This is a genomic window from Streptomyces sp. NPDC054757, assembly GCF_053612185.1.
Genome location: NZ_JBSHBW010000021.1, coordinates 1 through 23398 on the forward strand (window position 1 = coordinate 1; position 23398 = coordinate 23398).

General features: G+C 70.9%; 17 protein-coding genes. 8 read left to right on the forward strand and 9 right to left on the reverse strand.

Annotated elements, in window-relative coordinates:
- Positions 1 to 300 precede the first annotated feature (300 nt).
- The 4 genes from ACWGKJ_RS23310 to ACWGKJ_RS23325 all read left to right on the forward strand — a co-directional run bounded on the left by ACWGKJ_RS23310 (position 301) and on the right by ACWGKJ_RS23325 (position 6190).
- On the forward strand, positions 301 to 1197 hold the full coding sequence (locus ACWGKJ_RS23310) for a coiled-coil domain-containing protein (RefSeq protein WP_385028913.1): 897 nt from the start codon (positions 301 to 303) through the stop codon (positions 1195 to 1197).
- Positions 1198 to 2155: 958 nt separating this feature from the next.
- Positions 2156 to 2944 carry an ABC transporter ATP-binding protein gene (locus ACWGKJ_RS23315; RefSeq protein WP_385028922.1) on the forward strand — a complete coding sequence of 263 codons (789 nt, stop codon included), beginning with the start codon at positions 2156 to 2158 and terminating at the stop codon, positions 2942 to 2944.
- A complete protein-coding gene (locus ACWGKJ_RS23320) occupies positions 2941 to 5511 on the forward strand; it encodes an ABC transporter permease (protein ID WP_385028910.1) in 2571 nt (856 codons plus the stop codon). Before ACWGKJ_RS23315 ends, ACWGKJ_RS23320 begins: the two co-directional genes overlap by 4 nt.
- Positions 5512 to 5797: 286 nt before the next feature.
- Entirely contained in the window at positions 5798 to 6190 is a 393-nt protein-coding gene (locus ACWGKJ_RS23325) for a hypothetical protein (RefSeq protein ID WP_385028907.1), read from the forward strand.
- Positions 6191 to 6433: 243 nt separating this feature from the next.
- On the opposite strand, the gene ACWGKJ_RS23330 is transcribed toward ACWGKJ_RS23325, so the two are convergent.
- A complete protein-coding gene (locus ACWGKJ_RS23330) occupies positions 6434 to 6925 on the reverse strand; it encodes a SigE family RNA polymerase sigma factor (RefSeq protein ID WP_385028904.1) in 492 nt (163 codons plus the stop codon).
- Positions 6926 to 7225: 300 nt separating this feature from the next.
- Here ACWGKJ_RS23330 and mfd point away from each other — a divergent pair, with 300 nt between their 5' ends.
- The 3 genes from mfd (at position 7226) to ACWGKJ_RS23345 (ending at position 11951) form a co-directional block, all read left to right on the forward strand.
- Positions 7226 to 10765: a transcription-repair coupling factor gene (mfd, locus tag ACWGKJ_RS23335; RefSeq protein WP_385028901.1), complete on the forward strand. Its 3540-nt coding sequence runs from the start codon at positions 7226 to 7228 to the stop codon at positions 10763 to 10765.
- A 94-nt stretch (positions 10766 to 10859) separates the two neighbouring features.
- A complete protein-coding gene (locus ACWGKJ_RS23340; protein ID WP_385028898.1) occupies positions 10860 to 11552 on the forward strand; it encodes an HNH endonuclease family protein in 693 nt (230 codons plus the stop codon).
- An 84-nt stretch (positions 11553 to 11636) separates the two neighbouring features.
- Positions 11637 to 11951 (forward strand): hypothetical protein, encoded by a 315-nt coding sequence (locus tag ACWGKJ_RS23345; RefSeq protein WP_385028895.1) that lies wholly within the window; start codon positions 11637 to 11639, stop codon positions 11949 to 11951.
- A gap of 113 nt (positions 11952 to 12064) precedes the next feature.
- Here the strand turns inward: ACWGKJ_RS23345 and ACWGKJ_RS23350 are convergent, their stop codons facing one another.
- The 8 genes from ACWGKJ_RS23350 to ACWGKJ_RS23385 all read right to left on the reverse strand — a co-directional run bounded on the left by ACWGKJ_RS23350 (position 12065) and on the right by ACWGKJ_RS23385 (position 22942).
- Positions 12065 to 13231 (reverse strand): MFS transporter, encoded by a 1167-nt coding sequence (locus ACWGKJ_RS23350; RefSeq protein ID WP_385028919.1) that lies wholly within the window; start codon positions 13229 to 13231, stop codon positions 12065 to 12067.
- A 76-nt stretch (positions 13232 to 13307) separates the two neighbouring features.
- On the reverse strand, positions 13308 to 13802 hold the full coding sequence (locus ACWGKJ_RS23355) for a GNAT family N-acetyltransferase (protein ID WP_385028892.1): 495 nt from the start codon (positions 13800 to 13802) through the stop codon (positions 13308 to 13310).
- The gene (locus ACWGKJ_RS23360) at positions 13799 to 15109 is read right to left on the reverse strand and encodes a type III PLP-dependent enzyme (protein ID WP_385028889.1); all 1311 of its coding nucleotides are present in this window, start codon (positions 15107 to 15109) and stop codon (positions 13799 to 13801) included. The genes ACWGKJ_RS23355 and ACWGKJ_RS23360 overlap by 4 nt, the downstream gene beginning before the upstream one ends.
- The gene (locus ACWGKJ_RS23365; RefSeq protein WP_385028886.1) at positions 15099 to 16406 is read right to left on the reverse strand and encodes a DUF6271 family protein; all 1308 of its coding nucleotides are present in this window, start codon (positions 16404 to 16406) and stop codon (positions 15099 to 15101) included. The genes ACWGKJ_RS23360 and ACWGKJ_RS23365 overlap by 11 nt, the downstream gene beginning before the upstream one ends.
- Positions 16388 to 17452, reverse strand: coding sequence for a phytanoyl-CoA dioxygenase family protein (locus tag ACWGKJ_RS23370; protein WP_385028883.1), 1065 nt, complete (start codon positions 17450 to 17452; stop codon positions 16388 to 16390). Before ACWGKJ_RS23370 ends, ACWGKJ_RS23365 begins: the two co-directional genes overlap by 19 nt.
- 401 nt (positions 17453 to 17853) lie before the next feature.
- A complete protein-coding gene (locus ACWGKJ_RS23375) occupies positions 17854 to 19356 on the reverse strand; it encodes a glycoside hydrolase family 3 protein (protein WP_385028880.1) in 1503 nt (500 codons plus the stop codon).
- Between the two features lie 199 nt (positions 19357 to 19555).
- Positions 19556 to 21292 carry a thiamine pyrophosphate-dependent enzyme gene (locus tag ACWGKJ_RS23380; protein WP_385028877.1) on the reverse strand — a complete coding sequence of 579 codons (1737 nt, stop codon included), beginning with the start codon at positions 21290 to 21292 and terminating at the stop codon, positions 19556 to 19558.
- A 66-nt stretch (positions 21293 to 21358) separates the two neighbouring features.
- Entirely contained in the window at positions 21359 to 22942 is a 1584-nt protein-coding gene (locus ACWGKJ_RS23385) for an FMN-binding glutamate synthase family protein (protein ID WP_385028874.1), read from the reverse strand.
- A 260-nt stretch (positions 22943 to 23202) separates the two neighbouring features.
- Here ACWGKJ_RS23385 and ACWGKJ_RS23390 point away from each other — a divergent pair, with 260 nt between their 5' ends.
- Positions 23203 to 23394 carry a hypothetical protein gene (locus ACWGKJ_RS23390; RefSeq protein ID WP_385028871.1) on the forward strand — a complete coding sequence of 64 codons (192 nt, stop codon included), beginning with the start codon at positions 23203 to 23205 and terminating at the stop codon, positions 23392 to 23394.
- The last annotated feature ends 4 nt before the right edge of the window (positions 23395 to 23398 follow it).

A 23398-nucleotide genomic window follows, 5' to 3' on the forward strand; every position in this document is an offset into this window, starting at 1 on the left:
GCCGCGATCCGCGGCCGGGCGCCTCTGCCGTATGGGCGTACGCGGGTCGTACGGGGAGGTGTCTCCGGCAGTACGGGTCGGGCTCCGCGGGTCCGTGCGAGGTGCCGGTGCCCCCGGTGCGGGGGCTGAAATCAGCCGTCCCGGACGCTGATGCCGACTTCCCGCGCCGGGTGGCGCATCCTGGGTGGATGGGATGGGCGGAGTGTCGCGGTATGGGCACTTCGCCATGATCTACCAAGATGTGCGCCGGGCCGCGTGGGGCGACCCGTCGCGCATCGTGTTCGAAGAGGGGCTTGACGGATGAGTTCAGCAGCGGTGTCACCTCATGGCTTCACGGGTGTGCGGGGCCGTGGTTACCGGCCGGAGCAGGTCGACCGGTTCGTCGCGGAACTCTCTGACGACCGCGACGGGGCCTGGGAGCGTGCGGCGCGGCTGACCGTCCTCATGAAGGAGATGGAGGCCGCGTCCGCGGCGCTGGCCGAGCAGGTGGCCGGGCTGGCCCCGCAGACGTACGAGACGCTGGGCGAGCGGGCCAGGACACTGATCGCGCTGGTCACAGAGGAGGCCGCCGAGCTGCGCGCCGACGCTCTGGCGGCGGCGCAGCGGCTCCATGACGAGGCGGGCGCGGCGGAGCGGGGGCTGCGGGAGGCGGCGCGTACGGACGCGGACGCGGTGCTGGCCGCGGCGGAGGCGCACGCCCGGGAGGTGCTGGCCGCCGCGCAGGGTGAGTCGGACGGGCTGCGGGTCGCTTCGCGCAAGGACGCGAAGCAGTGGCGCGGTGAGTCGCTGGGTGTGCTGCGGGAGATGCGGGAACGTACGGCGGCGGCGCTGGCGGAGCTGGAGCAGGGGCACGGCGAGCGGGCCGAGGCGGCTCAGCGTGAACTGGCCGCCAGGGACGACGAGTTCGACACCCGGCATACGGAACTGATCACCCGGGCCGAGGCCCGCCTCGCGGAGGCGCACCGGACGCTGTCGGCGGCGGAGGAGTCGGCGCGGCACAGCCAGGAGGACGCGGACGCACGGGCCGCGGAGCTGATCGCGCACGCGCGGGTCCGTGCGGACCGTACGGAACGTGAGACGGAGCGGGTGCTGCGCGAGAACGGCGAGGCGCAGGAGGAGTTGCGGGCGCATATGTCGCATGTGAAGAGCAGCCTGGCCTCACTGACGGGACGCACCCCGGCGACCGACGGCAGTTGAACATCGGGCGGTCTCGGTACCCCGGCCGCTGACGGCAGTTGAACGCCGGGCCGCCCCCGGTGTGCCGGTGACCGAGGGCCGCCGACCGCCGGGCCGCCCCCCTCGGTGGGCCGCGCGCTTTTCGCGGGGCCGGTTCCGGTCCTGCCGATGACCACCGGGCCGTTGCCGGGCCGTCCTCTCCGCCGGGTGGAGGGGACGGCCCGAAGTCGGCCGGGGCGGGGGAGGAGTCCGCAGGCCGCGCCGCTGCGGCACCACCGATCGGCACCGCCAGGACTGCTCTCGGGCAGGGCCTTCCCCGTGGTCTTCCCGAGGCCCGTCCCACAGCTTTTCCACAGCTCGTCGAGACCCTTCCCACAGCCTTCCCACAGCTCTCTCCGCGGTCCTTCCCGGTGCCTTTCCGGCCGGGTGGCCCCGGGCCGGAAGAAGCAACTCCGGGGTGACCCGGAGTTGGTCATCAATTTCCTTGGGATCTGTCGTGACCGGGTGTTGCCGAGATCGGCCAACGCCTATGTTGCGGGGATGCGCCAAGTGTTCTTCGCGTCCTTCTCCAGGCCAACGTGGCCTGCTCCGAGCGGGGTTGAGGCCGGCAGCCGCGCGGCCGTCCGCCCCGTACACCTTTCCTGTCGAAGTGTCAGATTGTGCGTCGTGGGCCGCCTCTCAGGTGTCGCCCTCCCTGAGACAGGGCCCGCCCCGGAGTGCGGACCCCCTAGGGAGCGCCCCCTACGCGGGGCCGGGGTGGGTTCGTCCGGCCGGAGGAGGTGGGGGGCCGGGCCGGTCCCTAGCCTTCTAGGGTCTGGCCGGCCGGCCGGCCAGAGCCTGGGGGCGCCCGCACCGGAGGGGTGGGGGAAACCCCACGGCGGATGCGGATACGTGCACCAGTGTGCGGGGCTTCGCGGATCGACAGACTTCGACCATGCCTGCTGACCAGCAGGGCAGGAACGACATAGGAGATTTCACCGTGACAACGGCTGTGACCACTCCCAGGCACGGGGGTACTGGAGGGCGTACGGCCGTTGCCGCGCGAGCCCGGCAGGTCGTCAAGGCGTACGGGGCGGACGAGACCCGGGTCGTGGCGCTGGACCATGTCGATGTGGACATCGCCCGGGGGCAGTTCACCGCGATCATGGGGCCGTCGGGCTCCGGCAAGTCGACGCTGATGCACTGCCTCGCCGGACTCGACACGGTGAGCGAGGGGGAGATCTACCTCGACGAGACCGAGATCACCGGGCTCAAGGACAAGAAGCTCACCCAGCTGCGCCGGGACCGTATCGGCTTCATCTTCCAGGCGTTCAATCTGCTGCCCACGCTCAACGCCATCGAGAACATCACGCTGCCGATGGACATCGCCGGGCGCAAACCGGACGAGCAGTGGCTGCAACAGGTGGTGGAGACCGTGGGTCTCGCGGACCGGCTCAAGCACCGGCCGACGCAGCTCTCCGGCGGGCAGCAGCAGCGGGTCGCCGTGGCGCGCGCCCTGGCCGCGCAGCCCGAGATCATCTTCGGGGACGAGCCGACCGGGAACCTCGACTCGCGGGCGGGAGCCGAGGTGCTCGGCTTCCTGCGCAAGTCGGTCTCCGAACTGGGCCAGACCATCGTGATGGTGACGCACGACCCGGTGGCTGCCGCGTACGCGGACCGGGTGCTCTACCTTGCGGACGGCAGGATCGTGGACGAGATGAACAGCCCGACCGCCGAGCAGGTCCTCGACCGTATGAAGGACTTCGACGCGCGCGGGCGGACCTCATGACCGTCTGGAAGACCTCGATGCGCAACTTCTTCGCGCACAAGGGGCGGATGGCGCTCTCCGCCGTCGCGGTCCTGCTCTCGGTCGGCTTCGTATGCGGCACGCTGGTCTTCACCGACACCATGAACACCACGTTCGACAAGCTCTTCGCGGCCACCGCCGCGGATGTCACGGTCAGCCCCAAGCCCGTCAAGGGTTCCGGTGGCACCCAGAACGGCAAGCCGGACTCCCTGCCCGCCTCCGTGGTGCGCAGGGTCGCCAAGGCCGAGGGCGTACGGTCCGTGCAGGCCGGGGTCAGCAGCTCCAGCGTGACGGTCGTCGACAGCCACAACAAGGACATGGGCTCCAGCAACGGCGCCCCGACGATCGCCAGCAACTGGACGGCCAAAGAGACCAAGTCGATGAAGATCACCTCCGGCCACGCCCCGCGCGGCCCCACCGAGGTGATGGTCGACGCGGACACCGCGAAGAAGCACCACCTCGCACTGGGCGACGAGCTGCGCACGATCTCGGTCAGCGGTGACATCAAGGGCCGGATCTCCGGTATCGCCACCTTCGAGGTGACCAACCCCGGTGCGGCCGTCGTCTACCTCGACACCGCCACCGCGCAGCGGGAGCTGCTGGGCGGCCCGGACCTCTTCACGAACATCTCCGTCTACGCCAAGTCCGGTGTGAGCGATGTGCAGTTGAAGAAGGACGTGCGGGCGGCGCTGCCCGGTCCGTACAAGTTCGAGACGAAGAAGGAGAACGCCGACGCCAACCGCTCGGAGGTCGGCTCGGTCCTCGACGTCATGAAGTACGCGATGCTCGGCTTCGCCGGGATCGCCTTCCTCGTGGGCATCTTCCTGATCATCAACACCTTCTCGATGCTGGTCGCCCAGCGCACCCGCGAGATCGGCCTGATGCGGGCCCTCGGCTCCAGCCGCAAGCAGGTCAACCGCTCGGTGCTGATCGAGGCGCTGCTGCTCGGTGTGTTCGGCTCGGTGCTCGGGGTCGGCGCGGGTATCGGTCTCGCGGTCGGGCTGATGCGGGTGATGAGCGCCGTGGGCATGGACCTGTCCACGCAGGACCTGACGGTCAAGTGGACGACGCCGGCCGCCGGTGTGCTGCTCGGTGTCATCGTGACGGTCGTCGCCGCGTACATCCCGGCCCGCCGGGCCGGGAAGATCTCCCCGATGGCCGCGCTGCGGGACTCCGGTATGCCCGCCGACGGCAGCACCGGACGGATCAGGGCGGCGATCGGCCTGGTGCTGACCGTCGGCGGTGCGGCGGCCCTGCTCGGTGCGGCGGCCGCGGACAAGTCGACCCAGGGTTCGCTCTATCTCGGGATCGGTGTGGTGCTCACGCTCATCGGCTTCGTGGTCATCGGCCCGCTGCTCGCGGGTGTGGTGGTCCGGGCGATCAGCTCCGTCGTGCTGCGGATCTTCGGCCCGGTCGGGCGGATGGCCGAGCGCAACGCCCTGCGCAACCCGCGCCGTACGGGAGCGACGGGCGCCGCGCTGATGATCGGGCTCGCCCTGGTCGCCTGTCTGTCGGTCGTCGGCTCGTCGATGGTCGCTTCGGCCACCGACGAGCTGGACAAGTCGGTCGGTGCGGACTTCATCGTGCAGAGCGGCAGCGGCCAGCTGATCGTGCCGCAGGCGCAGAAGGCACTCGAAGCGGCGCCGGGCATCGAGCACGTCACCAACTACAAGGCCATCGACACGAAGCTGACGGGGCCCGACGGGAAGAGCGTGGACCAGCCGGTCGTCGCGGCCGACCCGACGTACGCCCAGGACCTGCGGCGCGAGACCGTCTCGGGCCACCTCTCGGCGGCGTACGGCAAGGACGCCATGTCCGTGGGCGACGCCTTCGCCAAGAAGCACCACATCAAGGTCGGCGACACCATGTCCGTGGCGTTCAAGAGCGGGCGGACGGCGAAGCTGAAGATCGCGGCGATCACCTCCGACGACACGAACGTCGACAAGGGGGCGATGTATCTGAACATCACCACCGCCGCGCAGTACGTGCCCGCCGCCAAGATGCCGCCGAACGTCATCATGTTCGCCAAGGCCAAGGACGGTCAGGAGAAGACCGCCTACGCCGGGCTGAAGAAGTCGCTGGCCGCGTACCCGCAGTACAAGGTCGAGGACCAGACCGACTTCAAACAGGAGCTGAAGGACCAGATCGGGCAGCTGCTCAACATCGTGTACGCGCTGCTGGCGCTGGCGATCATCGTCGCGGTGCTCGGTGTGGTGAACACGCTGGCCCTGTCGGTCGTCGAGCGGACCAGGGAGATCGGCCTGATGCGGGCGATCGGGCTCTCGCGCCGGCAGCTGCGCCGGATGATCAGGCTGGAGTCGGTGGTCATCGCGCTCTTCGGTGCGCTGCTCGGGCTGGCGCTCGGGATGGGCTGGGGCACGTCGGCGCAGCGGATCCTCGCCCTCAAGGGCATGGGGGTCCTGGAGATCCCGTGGTCCACGATCATCACGGTCTTCATCGCCTCGGCGTTCGTGGGCCTGTTCGCGGCTCTGATCCCGGCGTTCCGGGCGGGCCGGATGAACGTACTGAACGCGATCGCGACCGAGTGACCCACTGACCGGCCGGCCGGTGCGGTCCGCCCTCGCCGGGATCCTTCCGGTCCCGGGTGGCGGCTGCGGCGCCGGCTACGGCTACGGCTACGGCCACCGTTCCGGCCCTGTCCGGGGCGGCCGGGGCCGGGCCCCGTGATCGGGGGAGCACGGGGGAACGGGGGGATTCAGCCCCGGTGGACGCCAGGCGCGTCTGCCGGGGCTGAGTCGTGTCCGCCGGGTCCGGACGCCCGTCACCCGCCCGTCACCCGCCCGCCGTCAGTCCGGCGGAGGTGTCCACTGGGGTGTGGTGGCCGGTGCGGTGGGGGTGCTGTCCGCCGCGCCGGACGGGGATCCCTGGGAAGCGGAACCGGACGGGGCGGTGTCCGAGGATGAGGCGGGGGGCGGTGAGGCCGGGTCCGACCTCACCGGCGGGCCCGGCCGTTCGCCGGTTCCGGAGTGCCGGGGGCTCGGCGGCGCGGCGGGCAGCGCGGGAGCGGCGGGCTGGAATTGCAGCAGGACCGCCACCGCGCCGCTCGCCAGGACACACACGGTGGCGGCCGCGGCCGACGCCAGGACCCGGCGCCTGCGTCTGGCGCCCCGCGCCGAGACGTACGCGGCCGGCGGGGGCACCGCACTGCGGCCCGCGGACTCGGCGGCCTGCTTCATCGCGCGTGACAGGGCGTCGTCGGAGCCGTGACGGTGACCGTGACCGGACGCGTCATCGGCCGCGGAGGGGTATCCGCTGGGGTCCCCGGAGTCCCCGGAGGCCCCGGGGGCCCCGTGCGATCCGGGGGCCCCGGAGGCCCCAGAGGCCCCGTGCGATCCGGGGAAGCCCCCGGAGGCGGATCCGCGGGACTCCCCGGAGGAGGCTCCGTGCCCGGCCGCGCCGGCGGCGGGTCCGCGGCGGGGTCCGTTCTCGTACGCGGGCTGGTACTCGGTCTCAGACACCGTGCTCCTCCTCGGAGAGATGCGGCGCGAGCGAGGCGCGGGCGCGGGAGAGATGGGTCTTGACGGTCCCCGCCGCTATCCCCGTCTCCGCGGCCACCTGCTCGACGGTGAGATCGCACACGTAGTGCAGGACCGCCACCCGCCGCTGCCGCTCGGTCAGCTGCCGCAGCGCCGAGACCATCGCGACGGTGCCCGGATCGGGCTCGGGGACCGTCGCGGGGCGGGTGTCGCTGTGGCGGCGCCAGGCGTCGGCGCTCCGGCCCCGCCTGCGCCACCGGCTCACGGCGAGCCGCCACGCCACAGTCCGTATCCACGCCTCGGGCCCGGCGTCCCGGTAGAGCGCGGAGCGCCGGCCCCAGGCCCGTACGAAAGCCTCCTGCACCACGTCCTGGGCCTCGTGGAGATCGCCGGTCATCAGGTACACCTGTCCCACCAGCTGTTTCGCGGAGTGAGCGTAGAACTCCTCGAACTCCTCGACGGTCATGCGGCTCCCAGGCGTGGACAGATCTCATTCGGGTCTCATGGATGAATACGACGAGAAGGCCGGTCCGGTTGACAGGGGACGCCGACTTCTTCGTGAAGTCGTACGCTGGAGAGCCCCCGGCCCGTGAGACGTGTCGGGCCCTTCGCGTTGCACTGCGCACCACCAGCCCCACCCCCGTACCACCCCTTACGACCCCCGCACCACCCGCGCACGACCCTCGCACCACCCCCGTACGATTCCTGCCCCGCCCCTGCCCGCCACCATCTGATCTCCGGATCCACCGGACGGAAAGCGTTCTTCATGAGCCTGCACGGTCTGCTCGATGCCGCCATTTCGGATCCCGCGCTCGCCGAAGCGGTGAAGGCCGCCGGTGACGGGCACCGGATGCATGTCGATCTGGTCGGCCCGCCCGCCGCCCGGCCCTTCGCCGTCGCCGCGCTGGCGCGCGAGACCCGCCGCACGGTCCTCGCGGTGACCGCGACCGGCCGTGAGGCCGAGGACCTGGCCGCCGCGCTGCGTTCGTTCCTCCCGGCGGACCAGGAGGACACGGTGGTGGAGTACCCGTCCTGGGAGACGCTGCCGCACGAGCGGCTCTCGCCCCGCTCCGACACGGTGGGGCGGCGGATCGCGGTGCTGCGCAGGCTGGCGCACCCGCGCGCCGACGACCCGTCCGCGGGCCCGGTCAGCGTGGTCGTCGCACCGATCAGGTCCGTGCTCCAGCCGCAGGTCAAGGGGCTCGGCGACCTGGAGCCCGTGTCGCTGCGGACGGGTTCGTCCGCGGATCTGCCGGAGATCACCGAGGCGCTGGCCGCCGCCGCGTACGCGCGGGTGGAACTGGTCGAGAAGCGCGGTGAGTTCGCCGTCAGGGGCGGCATCCTCGATGTGTTCCCGCCGACCGAGGAGCACCCGCTGCGGGTGGAGTTCTGGGGTGACGAGGTCGAGGAGATCCGTTACTTCAAGGTCGCCGACCAGCGCTCCCTGGAGATCGCCGAGCACGGGCTGTGGGCGCCGCCCTGCCGTGAGCTGCTGCTGACCGACGACGTACGGGAGCGGGCGGCGGCCCTGGCGCTGGCCCACCCCGAGCTGGGCGAGCTGCTCGACAAGATCGCCGAGGGGATCGCGGTCGAGGGAATGGAGTCGCTGGCCCCGGTCCTCGTCGACGACATGGAGCTGCTGCTCGATGTGCTGCCCGCCGGTGCGATGGCCGTGGTCTGCGACCCGGAGCGGGTCCGCAGCCGGGCGGCCGACCTGGTGGCGACCTCGCAGGAGTTCCTCCAGGCGTCGTGGGCGGCGACCGCGGGCGGCGGGGACGCGCCCATCGATGTGGGCGCCGCCTCGCTGCGGGGCATCGCGGACGTCCGCGACCGGGCCAGTGAGCTGGGCATGATGTGGTGGACGGTGAGCCCGTTCGCCGCGGACGAGGAGATCGCGGACGACACCATCAAGCTGGGGATGCACGCCCCGGAGACCTACCGCGGCGACACCGCGCGCGCCCTCGCCGACACCAAGGGCTGGATCGCGGACGGCTGGCGCACGGTGTATCTCACGGAGGGGCACGGCCCGGCGAGCCGTACGGTCGAGGTGCTGAGCGGCGAGGGCATCGCGGCCCGGCTCGACGCCGACCTGGCCGAGCTGACGCCCTCGGTCGTGCATGTCTCGTGCGGCTCCGTCGACCACGGGTTCATCGACCCGGCGATCAAGCTCGCGGTGCTCTCCGAGACCGACCTCACCGGGCAGCGGACCGCATCGAAGGACCTGGGCCGGATGCCGGTCAGGCGGCGGAAGTCCATCGACCCGCTGACGCTGGAGACCGGCGACTTCATCGTCCACGAGCAGCACGGGGTGGGCCGCTACATCGAGATGGTGCAGCGCACGGTGCAGGGCGCGACGCGTGAGTACCTCCTGGTCGAGTACGCGCCCGCCAAGCGCGGCCAGCCCGGCGACCGGCTGTACATCCCCACCGACCAGCTGGAGCAGGTCACCAAGTACGTGGGCGGTGAGGCCCCGACGCTGCACCGGCTCGGCGGTTCGGACTGGACGAAGACCAAGGCGCGCGCCAAGAAGGCCGTCAAGGAGATCGCCGGGGACCTGATCAAGCTCTACTCGGCGCGGATGGCGGCGCCAGGGCACTCCTTCGCGCAGGACACCCCCTGGCAGCGCGAGCTGGAGGACGCCTTCCCGTACGTGGAGACGCCCGACCAGCTCTCCACGATCGCCGAGGTCAAGGAGGACATGGAGAAGACGGTCCCGATGGACCGGCTGATCTGCGGCGACGTCGGGTACGGCAAGACGGAGATCGCGGTGCGCGCCGCGTTCAAGGCCGTCCAGGACGGCAAGCAGGTCGCCGTACTCGTCCCGACGACCCTCCTCGTACAGCAGCACTTCGGTACGTTCACCGAGCGGTACGCGCAGTTCCCGGTGGTCGTACGGGCGTTGAGCCGTTTCCAGTCGGACACCGAGGCGAAGGCCACCCTGGAGGGGCTGCGGGACGGCTCGGTCGACATGGTCATCGGCACCCACCGGCTCTTCTCGTCGGAGACGAAGTTCAAGGACCTCGGCCTGGTCATCGTCGACGAGGAGCAGCGGTTCGGTGTCGAGCACAAGGAGCAGCTGAAGAAGCTGCGCGCCAACGTCGACGTCCTGACGATGTCCGCGACGCCCATCCCCCGTACGCTCGAAATGGCGGTGACCGGCATCCGCGAGATGTCGACCATCACCACGCCGCCGGAGGAGCGGCACCCGGTGCTGACATTCGTCGGCCCGTACGAGGAGAAGCAGATCGGCGCGGCCGTCCGGCGCGAACTGCTCCGCGAGGGGCAGGTCTTCTACATCCACAACCGGGTCGACTCGATCGACCGCGCCGCCGCCCGGCTGCGGGAGATCGTCCCGGAGGCGCGTATCCAGACCGCGCACGGGCAGATGGGCGAGAGCGCGCTCGAACAGGTCGTGGTCGACTTCTGGGAGAAGAAGTTCGATGTGCTGGTCTCCACGACGATCGTGGAGTCCGGGATCGACATCGCGAACGCCAACACGCTGATCGTGGAGCGCGGTGACAACTTCGGCCTCTCGCAGCTGCACCAGCTGCGCGGCCGGGTCGGCCGTGGCCGCGACCGCGGGTACGCGTACTTCCTGTACCCGCCGGAGAAGCCGCTCACGGAGACCGCGCACGAGCGGCTGGCGACGATCGCCCAGCACACCGAGATGGGCGCGGGCATGTACGTCGCGATGAAGGACCTGGAGATCCGCGGGGCGGGCAACATGCTCGGCGGCGAGCAGTCCGGCCATATCGCGGGGGTCGGCTTCGACCTGTACATCCGGATGGTCGGCGAGGCGGTGGCGGACTACCGTACGGCGGTCGACGGGCAGGCCGAGGAGGAGCAGCCGCTGGAGGTCAAGATCGAGCTGCCGGTCGACGCGCACGTCCCGCACGAGTACGCGCCCGGTGAGCGGCTGCGTCTCCAGGCGTACCGCTCGATCGCCTCCGCCACCACGGACGAGGACATCAGGGCGGTGCGCGAGGAGCTGACCGACCGGTACGGCAAGCTGCCCGAGCAGGTCGAGAACCTGCTCCTGGTGGCGGGGCTGCGGATGCTGGCGCGGGCCTGCGGGGTCGGCGAGATCGTCCTCCAGGGGCCCAACATCCGCTTCGCACCAGTGGAGCTGAGGGAGTCTCAGGAACTGCGGCTCAAGCGGCTCTACCCTCGTACGGTCATCAAGGCGGCGGCCCACCAGATCCTGGTCCCGCGCCCGACGGCCGGGAAGATCGGCGGGAAGCCGGTGGTGGGGCGTGAACTCCTGTCGTGGACCGGGGAGTTCCTGGCGTCGATCCTGGGGTCGTGAGGCGGGGGCACCGCGCCCCTTCGTGCGGGCCGGCCCGGGGCAGCCTCTCTAGGATGGTGCGGTCACGAACCCCTACCCGTCAGGACGGCCCTCCTTGATACGTACGCGCTCCGCCCTCCCCGCCGCCATGGCCGTCGTCGCCGCACTCGCCGTCGGCGGCTGCAAGAGCGACGACCTCGGCTCGTCCGGGGCGCCCGCCGGGCCCGGCGGGAAGGCGGCGCACGGCTCCGCGCTCGCCGCGGCCGACGCCCTGACCGTCAAGGGGCGTGCCCCCAAGACCGGTTACGCCCGCAAGGAGTTCGGCAGCGCCTGGACGGACACCGACCACAACCACTGCCCGACCCGGGACGACGTACTCAAGCGCGATCTGCGGGACGTCCGGTACACGAGCGGGGACTGCCAGATAGCGTCGGGAAAGCTGGTCAAGGACCCCTACACCGGGAAGACGATCTCCTTCGTACGCGGACACAGCAAGGTCGACATCGACCACGTCGTGGCACTCTCCGACGCCTGGCAGAAGGGCGCGCAGCAGTGGGACAGGACAAAGCGGACCGCTCTCGCCAACGACCCGCTGAACCTTCTGGCCGTCGACTCCTCCACCAACCGCAGCAAGGGCGACGGTGACACGGCCACCTGGCTGCCCGGGTACAAGCCGGCCCGGTGCGGGTATGTCGCACGGCAGGTGGCGGTGAAGAAGAAGTACGCGCTGTGGGTGACGGACGCCGAGAAGAACGCGATGAAGCGGGTCCTCTCCACCTGTCCGTCCGAGAAGCTGCCCACCGGCTGAGCCGGGCCGGGTGGGAGGCCGAGACGGCCGGCACGAAGGTGCGGAGCACCCCCACGAGTCCAGGAACCGAGGGTAGGAGGATCGATGAATTCACGCGACGGCACACCACGTGTGCGTGAGTGGTCGTTCGTCCTGCACCCCGAGGGTGCGCCGACGCAGGAGCAGTCCGACCGCTTCGATCACGCGGACGCCCTGGCCGGGGGGCAACTCGGCTGGGAGGAGGACCGGCACGGCACCCGTTTCCCCTGCGCGGTGCGGGCGCCCCATCTGGAAGAGGCCGTGGCCTGGGCCGTTGAACGGCTGGATGAACTGGGCATCCCGGTCGCGCGGGTCGAGATGCCACCGCCAGGCCCAGGCCCAGGCCCAGGCCCCGGCCCCGGCTCTGGTCCTGTTCGCTGAACGGCTGCGATCGCGGTGACGACGCGGACTCCGGAGAGCGGACACAGCGGCCCCGGCCGGCGGATCCTCCGAAAGGTTCCGCCGCCCGGGGCCGGGGCGCTCGGGGCGTACGGTCAGTTCTCGGCCACCGGGGCCCAGCGGATCCGGGTGGCGCAGACCGAGACCAGGAGGGCGGCGGCGGCCACGGCGCCCATGCCCCACACCAGGCTGCTGGCGTTCGCGATGAAGCCGATCATCGCCGGTCCGGCCAGCAGGCCCACGGTCCCCATCGCGGCGACCAGAGCCAGCGCCTCCGAGCCCTGCCGGGCGGCGGCGACGTACACGCAGGGCGTCACGGCCGCCACGCCCAGGCCGACGCAGGCGAACCCGACGAGCGCCGGGACCACGCCGCCCACCAGCAGGGCGAGGGCGAGCCCCGCGCCGGCCAGCACACTGCCGACGAGCACGACCCGGCCGTCGCCCCAGCGGGTGCGCCAGCCGTCGGCGAAGACGCGGGCCAGCACCATCATGACCGAGACGACGGCGATGCCCAGCGGGGCCACCGAGGCGGCTGCCCTGAGCACGTCCTTCATATAGAGCGCCGACCAGTCGTTCATCGCGCCCTCGGTCACGGTGCCGAACGCCATCGCGCACCCCATCCACAGCGTCAGACGCGACGGTACGGACAGCCGGCGGCGGCTCCTGGACTTCTCGGCGGATTCGGGCTGCCGCTGGTCCTCCGTGAGCAGCCCGGTCTGGGCGAACCCGACCAGGAGCAGCAGGACCACGGCCGCCGCACCGAAGTGGGCGGCCAGCGAGGTGGTCAGCGTGTTCACCCCGGAAGCCAGCAGCGCGGCTCCCAGTGATCCGGCGCTGAACGTGGCGTGCAGCCGCGCCATGGCCGTACGCCCGTACGCGGTTTCGAGCGCGGCGCCCTGGGCGTTCATCGCCACGTTCAGACAGCCCACGGCGATCCCGTCGCAGCCCACGACGATCACCGCGACCGGATAGCTGGGCACCACGGACAGGGCCAGCAGGAGCAGCCCGAGGCAGAGCGCGGACAGGGAGGCGAGACGGCGGGAGCCCAGCCGCCTCATCAACACGGTGACCAGGGGGAAGGACACCGCGGCGCCCGCCCCGCAGGCCATCAGCAGCAGGCCCAGCTGTGCCTCGGTCAGCTGGAGCTGCGACTTGAGGGTGGGCAACCGGGACGCCCAGGTGCCGTACTGGAAGCCCAGGAAGCAGAAGAGCGCCGCGATCGCCAGCTGCGCCCGGCGGAACGGGTCGCGGGCGCGGATCAGATCGAGCGGCCCCCGCCGGTCCCCGGTGGCCGGGGCCACCGGATGCGGTCCGGTTCCGACGTCGTGGTGGGTCACTTCATACCGCCTTCGACATGTACACCGCGTCCGCCCCGTAACTGCCCGGGAGCGCGACATCGCGGTGGGCCGCGTATCCGTTCGCCGACCAGAAGGGCTCGCTGCCCGCGACGGAGACGAGGGAGATGCGTTCGTGGGTCCTCGACCGGGCGGTCGCCGTGAGGTGGTGCAGCAGACGCTTCGCCAGCCCTCTGCCGCGCAGGCGTTCGTCGATGACGAGATCGTGCAGATGCAGATTGGGCGAGTGGAAGACGGTCTCCTCGGACCGGGTCAGATCGGGGTACTGGAACGGCGGGTAGGGCAGCGCCAGCAGATAGCCCGCCGGCTGCTCGTCGTGGTGCAGTACGAAGCAGGTGGACGGCGACGGGCGGCCCCGGGACTCCAGCGCGGCCCGGCCTTCGGAGAGCCCGCTCCCGGTGTACGTACGCGCTTCCAGCTCCGCGATGTCCTGCCAGTCGTCGGCGGTGATGTTCCGTATCCGGACGTCCGGGCTCATGAGGCCGGCCCCCGCACGCCGGGTGTCCCGGGGCCGGACGGCAGGCCACGGACCACCGTGTAGGGGAGCGGGCTGAAGCCGTTGAAGCCCTGGGTCGCGTAACTGGTCGCGTAGGCACCGGAGGAGAGGACCCAGACCGGGTCGCCCGACGCGATGCCTTCGGGGACCTGGACGAGACGGTCCTGATGGGCGTAGGCGTCGTCGCTGTCGCAGGTGGGCCCCGCGACGACGGCCGGTACGGTGGCCGCCTCCGGGTGGGAGGGGAAGACCAGCCGGTACTGGAGCTGGTCCATCTCGTACAGGCCGTTGAACTTGCCGCAGCTGAGGTACAGCCAGTGCTGGCGGGTGCCGTCCAGCTGCTCCCGGGTGGACAGCCGCGCCACCTGGGCCCGGATCGCGCCGTGGTCGGCGACCAGATGGCGGCCCGGCTCCATGACGAAGTCCAGCGGGGAATCGGAGGCCGCGCGCAGTTGCCGCATGCCCTCGCGGATCGCCGCGAAGATCTTGTCCAGGGGCGGATCCAGCGGTCTGCCCCGGCTGTCGAGATAGCCGAGCGCGGGCAGCCCGCCGCCGAGGTTGATGTGGTCCAGGTGGATGCCCCGCTCCCGCAGGGCCACCAGGACGGAGGCGAGGCGCGCGAAGGCGCTCTCCCATGCCTCGGCCGTCATCTGCTGGGAGCCGACGTGCACGGAGAGACCGGCAGGTGTCAGCCCCGCCGCCCGCGCCGTCTCCAGCACCCGTACGGCGTCGGTCCCCGAGCAGCCGAACTTCTTGCTGAGCCCCCAGAGCGCGCCGTCGCCGCTGGTGGCAAGCCGGCAGAACACCCGCGCGCCGGGGGCGTGGGCGGCGATGGCCGCCACGTCCTCCACGCTGTCCGTGGCGAAGTCCCGGACGCCGAGCCGGTGCGCGTCGGCGATGTTCCGGTCGGACTTGATGGTGTTGCCGTAGTGGATCCGGCCGACCGGTACCCCGGTCCTGATGGCCCGCTCGATCTCCTGGGGGCCGGCCGCGTCGAACCCGGCGCCCTGCCCGGCCAGACAGTCGAGCACCTCGTCCACCGGGCAGGCCTTCATCGCGAACCGTACGTCCACGCCCGGCAGTTCCCAGGTGAGCGCGGTGTACTGGTCCCGGATCCCGCCGAGGTCGAAGACGATCCGGTCGTCGGGAGCCGCCGCCAGCGCCTCGTGCAGGGCGGGGTTCAGCGGGGCGCTCCTGAGGTGAGCGCTCTTGAGGCGGGCGGCCTCCGAGTGGTCGGTGTCCGGGCCGGTGGTGTCCGGACGGGGAGTGTCCAGGTGTCTACTGCTCATCGATGCCCGCTTCCCTGCTCACCCGTATCAGTGGTTCCCAGGCCTCGATCAGCAGGGCGAAGTCCTCCATGTCCCGCTGGGCCTCGTTGAGCAGCCGGTCGCCGCGTGCGGCCAGGAGACCGGCGAACTCGGCGTATCTGCCGCCGAGTTGCCGGTAGGAGCGGTCGAGGCTGCGCAGCCGCTCCTCGTTCTCCTCCCGGTCCAGCCAGCAGCTCTCCCTGACGAGTGCGGCCACCGTGTCCGCGCGCAGCCGCACCCGGTCGTCGAGCAGCGTGTCGCCGGCCTCGGCCAGCCGCCCGTACACGGCGTTGAAGTAGAGCATCGACAGGAAGAACTTCACCAGCCGCAGCTGGTACGCCATGAACCCGGCGTCGGTGCGGCGTTCCCCGGTGTAGTAGTTCACGATGTGCCGGTTGTGCAGGACGCCGGGCAGCCCCGCGTCGTGCACCAGATGCATCAGGAAGTAGTCGCTGCCGATGGTGTCGGTCGCGGGCGGCAGCGGCACGCTCTCGTACACCTCGCGGTGGAAGCTGATGTTGCACATGTCCACCCGCATGGGGTCGACCGGGCCGACGGTCGAGTGGTCGCCGGTGAACGGGTCGGTGCCCGCCCCCTTGAACGCCTCGGCGACCAGCTCCTCCTTCGCCTCGTCGGCCCACTCGCGAGGGGCCCACAGGCTGACGACGTCGTGGTAGACGGACGGGGCGAGTTGCTGGATCTCGCCGATGTCCACGGAGAGTTCGCCCACGAAGGAGCTGCCCACCAGGGACACCGTCCGCTGCGCCTGGGCCGGTTCGATACGTGTGTCGGACACGCCGCCCACCGCGTCTGCGGCGCGCTTGCCGAGCGACATCAGCTCGTGGTGGACGGGGAACACCGGTTCGCCGTCCCACGTCTGGTAGGTGCTGTCCGAGTCCCTTCGGTGCACCGAGTCGCAGCCGAGCGCGGCGGCGAACAGGAAGGCGCGGTTGGTGCAGGCGCCGTACGAGACCTCCGGGGGCAGCATGAGGTCGAGCAGCAGATCGGGCTTGGGGACGTCCGCACGGGCGATGAACCGGCGCAGCAGGGAGCGCTGCGCGGTCTCGTCCAGGTGGTGCACGATGACCTTCGGCGTCCCGGTGGGCTCGGCGGCGGCCTTCGCGTGCTCCGCGACGTCGCTCTCGTCCGACGAGTCCAGGATCAGCAGCCGCACCTCGACGTCGAAGTGCGCCGCCGCGTACTCGGCCTCGGCGCGCAGGGCCGAAATCGTCCCCGTGCACGCCCTGTTGGTGGGAAGGGTCAGACAGATTCGGTGCATGTCAGTTCTCCGGTTGACCGCTCTGCGTTCCGGCCGCCCCAGGTGTCGAGTCCCAGAAGCTTCGCGCCGAGGCCGCTCAGTTCGGCGGGGCCGTACCTGAGGGATTCATGCTGGGTCGCGTCGCCGACCAGCGTCTTGTTCCAGTCCGGGGTCGAGAGGGTGCGCCAGGAATCGATCCGGGACTTCCGCATCTCCTCGTGGGATTCAAGGGCCGGCATCATCGACAGGTACTGGACGGCGCGGACACCGCTCTGCGAGAGGTTGCGCGCGACCCCGTGGGCGAGCAGCCCGTTCCAGATCAGCAGATCGCCCGCCTTCAGCTCCGGCTGTACGACGGGGAACTCGGCCCGGTCGGTGCCCGGCCTGATCGGGTCCCGGTCGGCGGGCTGCGCGATCTTCCACCGGTCGAACTGCCGGAACAGCTCGGGCGAGCACTGGAACCCGCCACGCTCCGGCTCGGTGTCGTTGAGCGCGATGATGCCCTGGACGCGCTGGGGCAGCACACTGAGTGTGGTGTCGACGTCCCAGTGCAGCTCGATGTCGAAACCCTTGTCCGTGGGCGCGATCAGCGCACGGTCACGGTTCTTGATGTTCGGCGGGTTCAGGTTGAGCCGGTCCAGGGTGACCCACAGCTCCTCGCAGTCCCACACGTCGACGAACGCGTCATAGACACGCTGTGCCTGCCGGCTGTCCCAGATGAGCTGGTGGTGGTACGCCTCCACGAAACCGTAGATGTGCAGCTCCCGGTCCAGGTCGGAGCGGAACTCCCGGTCCTCGTACCAGGTCTCGGGGCGCTCCGGGTCGAGGCCCTGGAAGTCCCAGGTGAAGTCGAGCAGCCGCTTCGCCGCGGCGGCCGGTATCGCCTCCGGTACGACGATGTAGCCGTACGTCTGCCAGAAGGCGAAGTCCTCATCCGAGAGCACGCGCAGCGGCTGCGACTTCTTGATGTCCCGCAGCGGTGTCTGCGCCAGGTACATCTCCCCGTCCGTACTGAAGTAGGGGGTGTCCGATGCGGCTCGATGCAGATAGGGGTCAGACGTCGACATGCAACCACTCCAGGTGCGTATGTGCTGGTTCTGATGGATCGAGCGCGGCCGGCGAGGCGGCGCGGTCACGCGCGGGCCGCAGCGGGCGGCCCGGCCGCGTGGGGGTGCCGTCGGCGGACCGGGGGTCCGGCGGGACGGCGGCTGGGGGGCGGGAGTTCATCCGCGCCGCGGTGGACGCGGTGGATGCGGTGAACGGGGTGAATGCGGCGGCTGCGGCGGCGTTGCCGCGCGCGCTCTCCGGGCCGCACCGCACGGCGGGAGACGGTCCCGCGGTGCGGTGGGTGCCGGGGTCTGTGGGTGTACGGGGGTGCGGGTGTGCGGTCTGTTGGTGTGCGGGTGGTGTACGGGCGTGCCGGGTGCGGTTGAGGGGTTCCGGGGTGTGCGGGCCCTCGGTGTGCTGCTCAGCCGGCCAGTGCCTCGGCCGCCGCCACACCCGATGCGGTGGTCGCCCCGTAGGTCGCGATGTGCACCGCGCCCTGGATCTCCGATGCGGGCAGGCCCATCTCGATGACGACGGAGTCCGGCCGGGCGTTGAGCAGATGCTTGAGCGAGTCCGTCATCCAGGTGTGCCGGTAGGCGTCCCGGACCACGACGACCAGCGGCCGTCCGGCGGCAGGACCGAGTACGTACTGGTCGAGTACGCCAGGGTCCGCCGCCATGTCCTCCTCGTGGATCCCCACCGATGTCGTACCGGCCAGCCGCTCGCGCAGCGGGGCCGCGACACCCCAGGGGGTCTCCTTGGCGATGGCGAGGTTCATCGTCGGGATGAGCTCCGCGACGTGTGGCGCGGCACCGAGCGGGAGGGTGCCGCCGTCCGCCGTGGTCAGACGCAGCGCGCGCCGGGCGGCCACGAAGCCGATGTCCGACTTGATCCGGTGCGGCGGTGCGGCGTGGTAGATGCCGTTCGACCAGTCCGAGAACACCTCGACCCGGGTGACCGCCTCCCGCAGCCGTTCCTCGGTCAGTTCGCCGTTGTGGACGGCGGAGACCAGGGCCGCGCTCAGCAGGTCGACCACCTCGGGGTCGGCGCTCTCACCGCCGACGCAGACCGCGTCGGCGCCGCCCGCCACCGCCCGTACGGTGGCGCCGTCGATGCCGTAGAGGCCGCTGACGGCCCCCATCTCGATGGCGTCCGTGACGACCAGGCCGTCGAAGCCCAGCTCCGTGCGGAGCAGGTCGACGAGGAGGCGCCGGCTCAGCGTGGCGGGGAGGTCGGCGTCGTAGGCCGGGACGAGCAGATGGCCGCTCATGACGGCCCGTACGCCGCTCTCCATGGCCGCCCGGAACGGCGGGAGGGCCTGCTCCCTGATCTCATCGGCCGTCGCGTTGTAGCGGGGCAGCCCGAGGTGGGAGTCGACCGCGGTGTCGCCGTGCCCGGGGAAGTGCTTGGCGCAGCCCGCCACTCCGGCGGACTGCAGACCGCGGATCCAGGCGCCGGTGTGCCGGGCCACCAGATCCGGGGACGAGCCGAAGGACCGCACCCCGATGACCGGGTTGTCCGGGTTCGAGTTGACGTCGGCGCTGGGCGCGTAGGTCAGGCTGATGCCGGCCGAGCGCAGCTCGTGGCCGATGTCCCGGCCGACCGCTTCGGTCAGCTCCGTGTCGTCGATCGCGCCGAGGGCCAGGTTCCCCGGACGGGTGCTGCCGGTCAGCGACTCGATCCTGGTGACGTCGCCGGCCTCCTCGTCGATGGCGATGATGAGGTCCGGGTTCTCCGCGCGCAGCTGCCGGGTGAGGCGGATCAACTGCCCCGCGTTGGCGATGTTGCGCGAGAAGAGGACGACACTGGACAGTCCCTCACCGATCCGGCGGAGCAGCCAGTCCGGTGCCTCGGTGCCCTTGAAGCCAGGCTGGAGGATCTTGAGGGCGAGATGCGTCAGTTCACTGCTGGGTGTGCTGGGCAAGGTCAGCCGGGCCTTCCTGGCGTGCCGATAGGGGACCGAGCCGCCACGCGCTTGGTCCAGACCAATTGGATATTGGCCTGGACCAAGCGTCACGTCAAGTGCTGAGGTCTCTCGCACGCGCCCCTGTTCGCCCGAAATGACTACCCGTCAGTATCCGTTCATCTGCTGCCGAATGGGGTCACAAGGCACACTTCACCGGCTACTCGCCGTGCCCCCGGACGATCTCCTTCACCTTGGCCACCGCGAAGCCCAGGCCCTGCTCGACGGTCGGTTTGGCCGGGACGGCGATCTCGTCCGGGTTCGTCAGGACATCCAGCAGGACGGGTCCCGGGGTGTCCAGGGCGCGCTGTACGGCGTCCTCCAGATCGGCGGGATCGGTCACCCGGATCCCGGTGATGCCCATCGCGGTGGCGACGGCGGCGAAGTCCGGATTGTCGAGCACCGTACCGAACTCGGGCAGCCCCGCCTGCTCCTGCTCCAGCTTGACCATGCCGAGCCGGCGGTTGTCGAACACCACGAGTTTCACCGGGAGTTCATTGCTCCGCAACGTCATCAGATCGCCCAGCAGCATGCTCAGGCCGCCGTCACCGCAGAAGGCGACCACCTGCCGCCCGCGGTCCAGGCACTGCGCACCGAGTGCGTGGGGCATGGCGTTGGCCATCGAGCCCAGGTTGTACGAGCCGAGCAGCCGCCGCGCCTTGCGCATCTCGACGAAGCGCGAGAGCCAGACGGTGGCCATCCCGGTGTCGGAGGTGAAGACGGCGTCCTCGGCCGCGAGCCGGTCCACCGTGGCGGCCAGCGCCTCGGGACGGATCCCGTGCTCCGGATTGTCCAGCGCCGAACGGGCCCGCCCGACCGCCTTCCTGTCGTGCTCCGGGTCGGCGAGCCTGGCCTGGTCCTCACGCCAGCTCTCGAAGTGCTTGCGCGCGTGGTCCAGATGACCGCGGTCGCGCCCGCCCCCGTCGCCGAGGTGCTTGAGCAGGTCCCGCACGGTGGCGCCCACATCCCCGACCAGACCGGTCTCGACCGGGACGCGCCGCCCGATGTGGGTGGCCTCGGTGTCCACCTGGATGACGGACTTGCCCTCCGGATACCACTCCCGGTACGGGAAGTCCGTACCCAGAAGCAGCAGGGTGTCGGCGCTGTGCAGGGCCGATGCCGCGGCTGGGTTGCCGATCAGCCCGGTCTGCCCGACCTGGAACGGGTTGTCCGGGCCCTCGAAGCCCTCCTTCGCCTTGAGCGTGAGCACCATCGGCGCGGCCAGCCGGTCCGCCAGGGCCAGTACGTCGTCACGGGACGCGCGGGCACCCTGGCCGACGAGCAGGGTGACCCGCCCGGCCCGGTCGAGCAGCCCGGCAGCGTCGCGGGTGGCCGACTCGTCGGGCCGGGTCACCGCGGTGCTCAGCGGGAAGCGGGCCGCGCGGTCCGTGGTCAGCTTCCGGTCCCCGATGTCGGCGGGCACGGTGAGCACGGCGACGCCCTTGTGCCCGATGGCGTTCCGTACGGCCGCCTCCAGCATCTGGGGCAGCTGGTCGGGTGAGGAGACGGTCGCCCGGAAGACCGCCACATCGCTGAAGAGGGCGTCGTTGTCGACCTCCTGGAAGGCGTCGCTGCCGATCTCGGCCAGCGGTACCTGGCCCGCGATGACCAGGACCGGCGTGCGGCTCTTGGCCGCGTCGTACAGCCCGTTCAGCAGATGGACGGAGCCGGGGCCCACGGTGCCCATGCAGACGCCGAGCCGGCCGGACAGCTGGGACTGGGCGCTCGCGGCGAAGGCGGCCGCCTCCTCATGGCGGCAGCCCACCCACTCCACGCCCTCGGTGGTGCGGATGGCCTCGGTCACGGGGTTGAGCGCGTCCCCGACGACGCCGAACACCTGGTGGACGTCGAGTTCACTCAGTGCGTCCACGATGACGCGGGCAACGGTACGGGTCACGGAAGCCTCCGGTTGGGACGTGCGGAAGTGGTGAGAGAAGAGCTGAGGTGGCCGAGGGGTCTCGGATCAGACGGTGAAGCGGTCGGGGTCGGCCGCGTGCCAGTCGGCGGCCCAGGACTCGGGGGCGTCGGCGAGCAACTGCCCGGGGGCCAGCCACTCGTACATCTCCGCGTACGAGCGCACGGTGAACGGGTCGATACGGCGCCGCAGCATGTGCGGCCGCAGATCCGCCGGGTCCGCCACCCCCATGCTGGCCATGATCTGCTGCGCGCTCGCCACGGTCGCGTGCTGGAAACGCTGGACCCGGGGCGTCTTGTCCCCGACGTCCAGCGCGCGGGCGCGTCTCGGGTCCTGGGTGGTGACACCGGTCGGACAGGTGTTGGTGTGGCAGCGCTGCGCTTGTATGCACCCCACCGCGAACATCATCGCCCGCGCCGAGTTGCCGTAGTCCGCGCCCTGCAGCAGACGTTTGACCAGGTCGGCGCCGGTGGCGATCTTGCCGCTGGCCCCGATCCTGATCCGGTCGCGCAGACCGGTGCCGACCAGGGCGTTCTGTACGTCGATCAGGCCGTCGGTGAGCGGGGTGCCGATCTGGTCGGCGAACTCCAGCGGGGCCGCGCCGGTACCGCCCTCGGCGCCGTCGACGATGATGAAGTCCGGGGTGATGCCCTCCTCCAGCATGGCCTTGCACACGGCGAGGAACTGGCGGCGCGAGCCGGGGCAGAGTTTGAACCCGGTGGGCTTCCCGTCGGACAGCTCCCGCATCCGCGCCAGGAAGCGGACCAGTTCGCGTGGGGTGGAGAACGCCCGGTGGTACGGGGGCGAGATGACGGTCTCGCCCTGCGGGACCTCGCGCACCCGGGCGATCTCGGCGTTCACCTTCGCGCCGGGCAGTACCCCGCCGATACCCGGCTTGGCGCCCTGCGACAGCTTGAGCGACACACACTTCACCTGGTCGTGCGCCGCTTTGTCGGCGAACTCCGCCGGATTGAAGGCGCCGTCGTCGGTGCGGCATCCGAAGTATCCGGTACCGATCTCCCAGACCAGGTCGCCGCCCGGCCGCAGATGGTACGCGGAGAGGCCGCCCTCCCCGGTGTCATGGGCGAAACCACCCGCCGCCGCACCGCCGTTGAGCGCCAGGACCGCGTTGGCCGACAGCGATCCGAAGCTCATCGCCGACACATTCAGCAGCGCCATGTCGTACGGGCGGGTGCAGTCGGGTCCGCCGATCCGTACCCGGGGCTGGGTCTCCGGCACCGGGCAGGGCGCCATCGACGGCACCAGGGACTCGTAACCCGTCGCGTAGACATCGCGCTCGGTCCCGAACGGCTCCTCGGCCGCGGTGCCCTTCGCGCGTTCGTAGACGATGCTCCGGGTGTCGCGGTCGAAGGGGCGGCCGTCGTAGTTCCGTTCCACGAAGTACTGCTGCAACTCGGGCCGCAGAGCCTCCAGAAGGAAGCGGGCATGCCCGATGACCGGGTAGTTGCGCAGCACCGTGTGCCTGCGCTGGGTCAGGTCCCACACGCCGAGCAGCCCGGTCAGAGTGAGCGGCACGGCCGCGAACAGCCACCACCACGAGATCTGTCCTGCGGCTCCCCATGCGGCGAGAGCCGCAGCGACTGTCAGTCCGACGCAACCGATTCGTATCACTCCGAACGGCTTGCCCCGTTCGGCTCTTCCACACATCGGGGAGTCCCCGGGTCGTGTGCGCTGCGCCTCACCGGGCCCCGGAGCCCCTTGGCAGTGCGCCCGCCCCGTGGTCCCTCCTGCGAAGAGCAGGATCCCCGCCCTGTTCACCGTTCAATTGAAGCCTTGAGGACCAGGATTCCTGGCTCCTTTTGCGTGCTCCCCGCGCGTGAGTTTGACTGTACGGGCAAGGAACGAATCCCCCCATAAGGATGGGAAGCGTCATGAACTCCACTGAACCGGTGACCGACCGCCTGGCGACGACGGACCTCGACGAGGACGTCGAAGCAGCACTCAACCCGGGCGAGGCCGAGGGCGTCTTCCGCGACTCGCGTGAATGCGCGGCTCTGGCACTGATCGGCGGGTCGGGTGCGTTGCTGCTCTCGCCGCCGACTCCGCGCCCGAAGAAGGCGTAAGCAG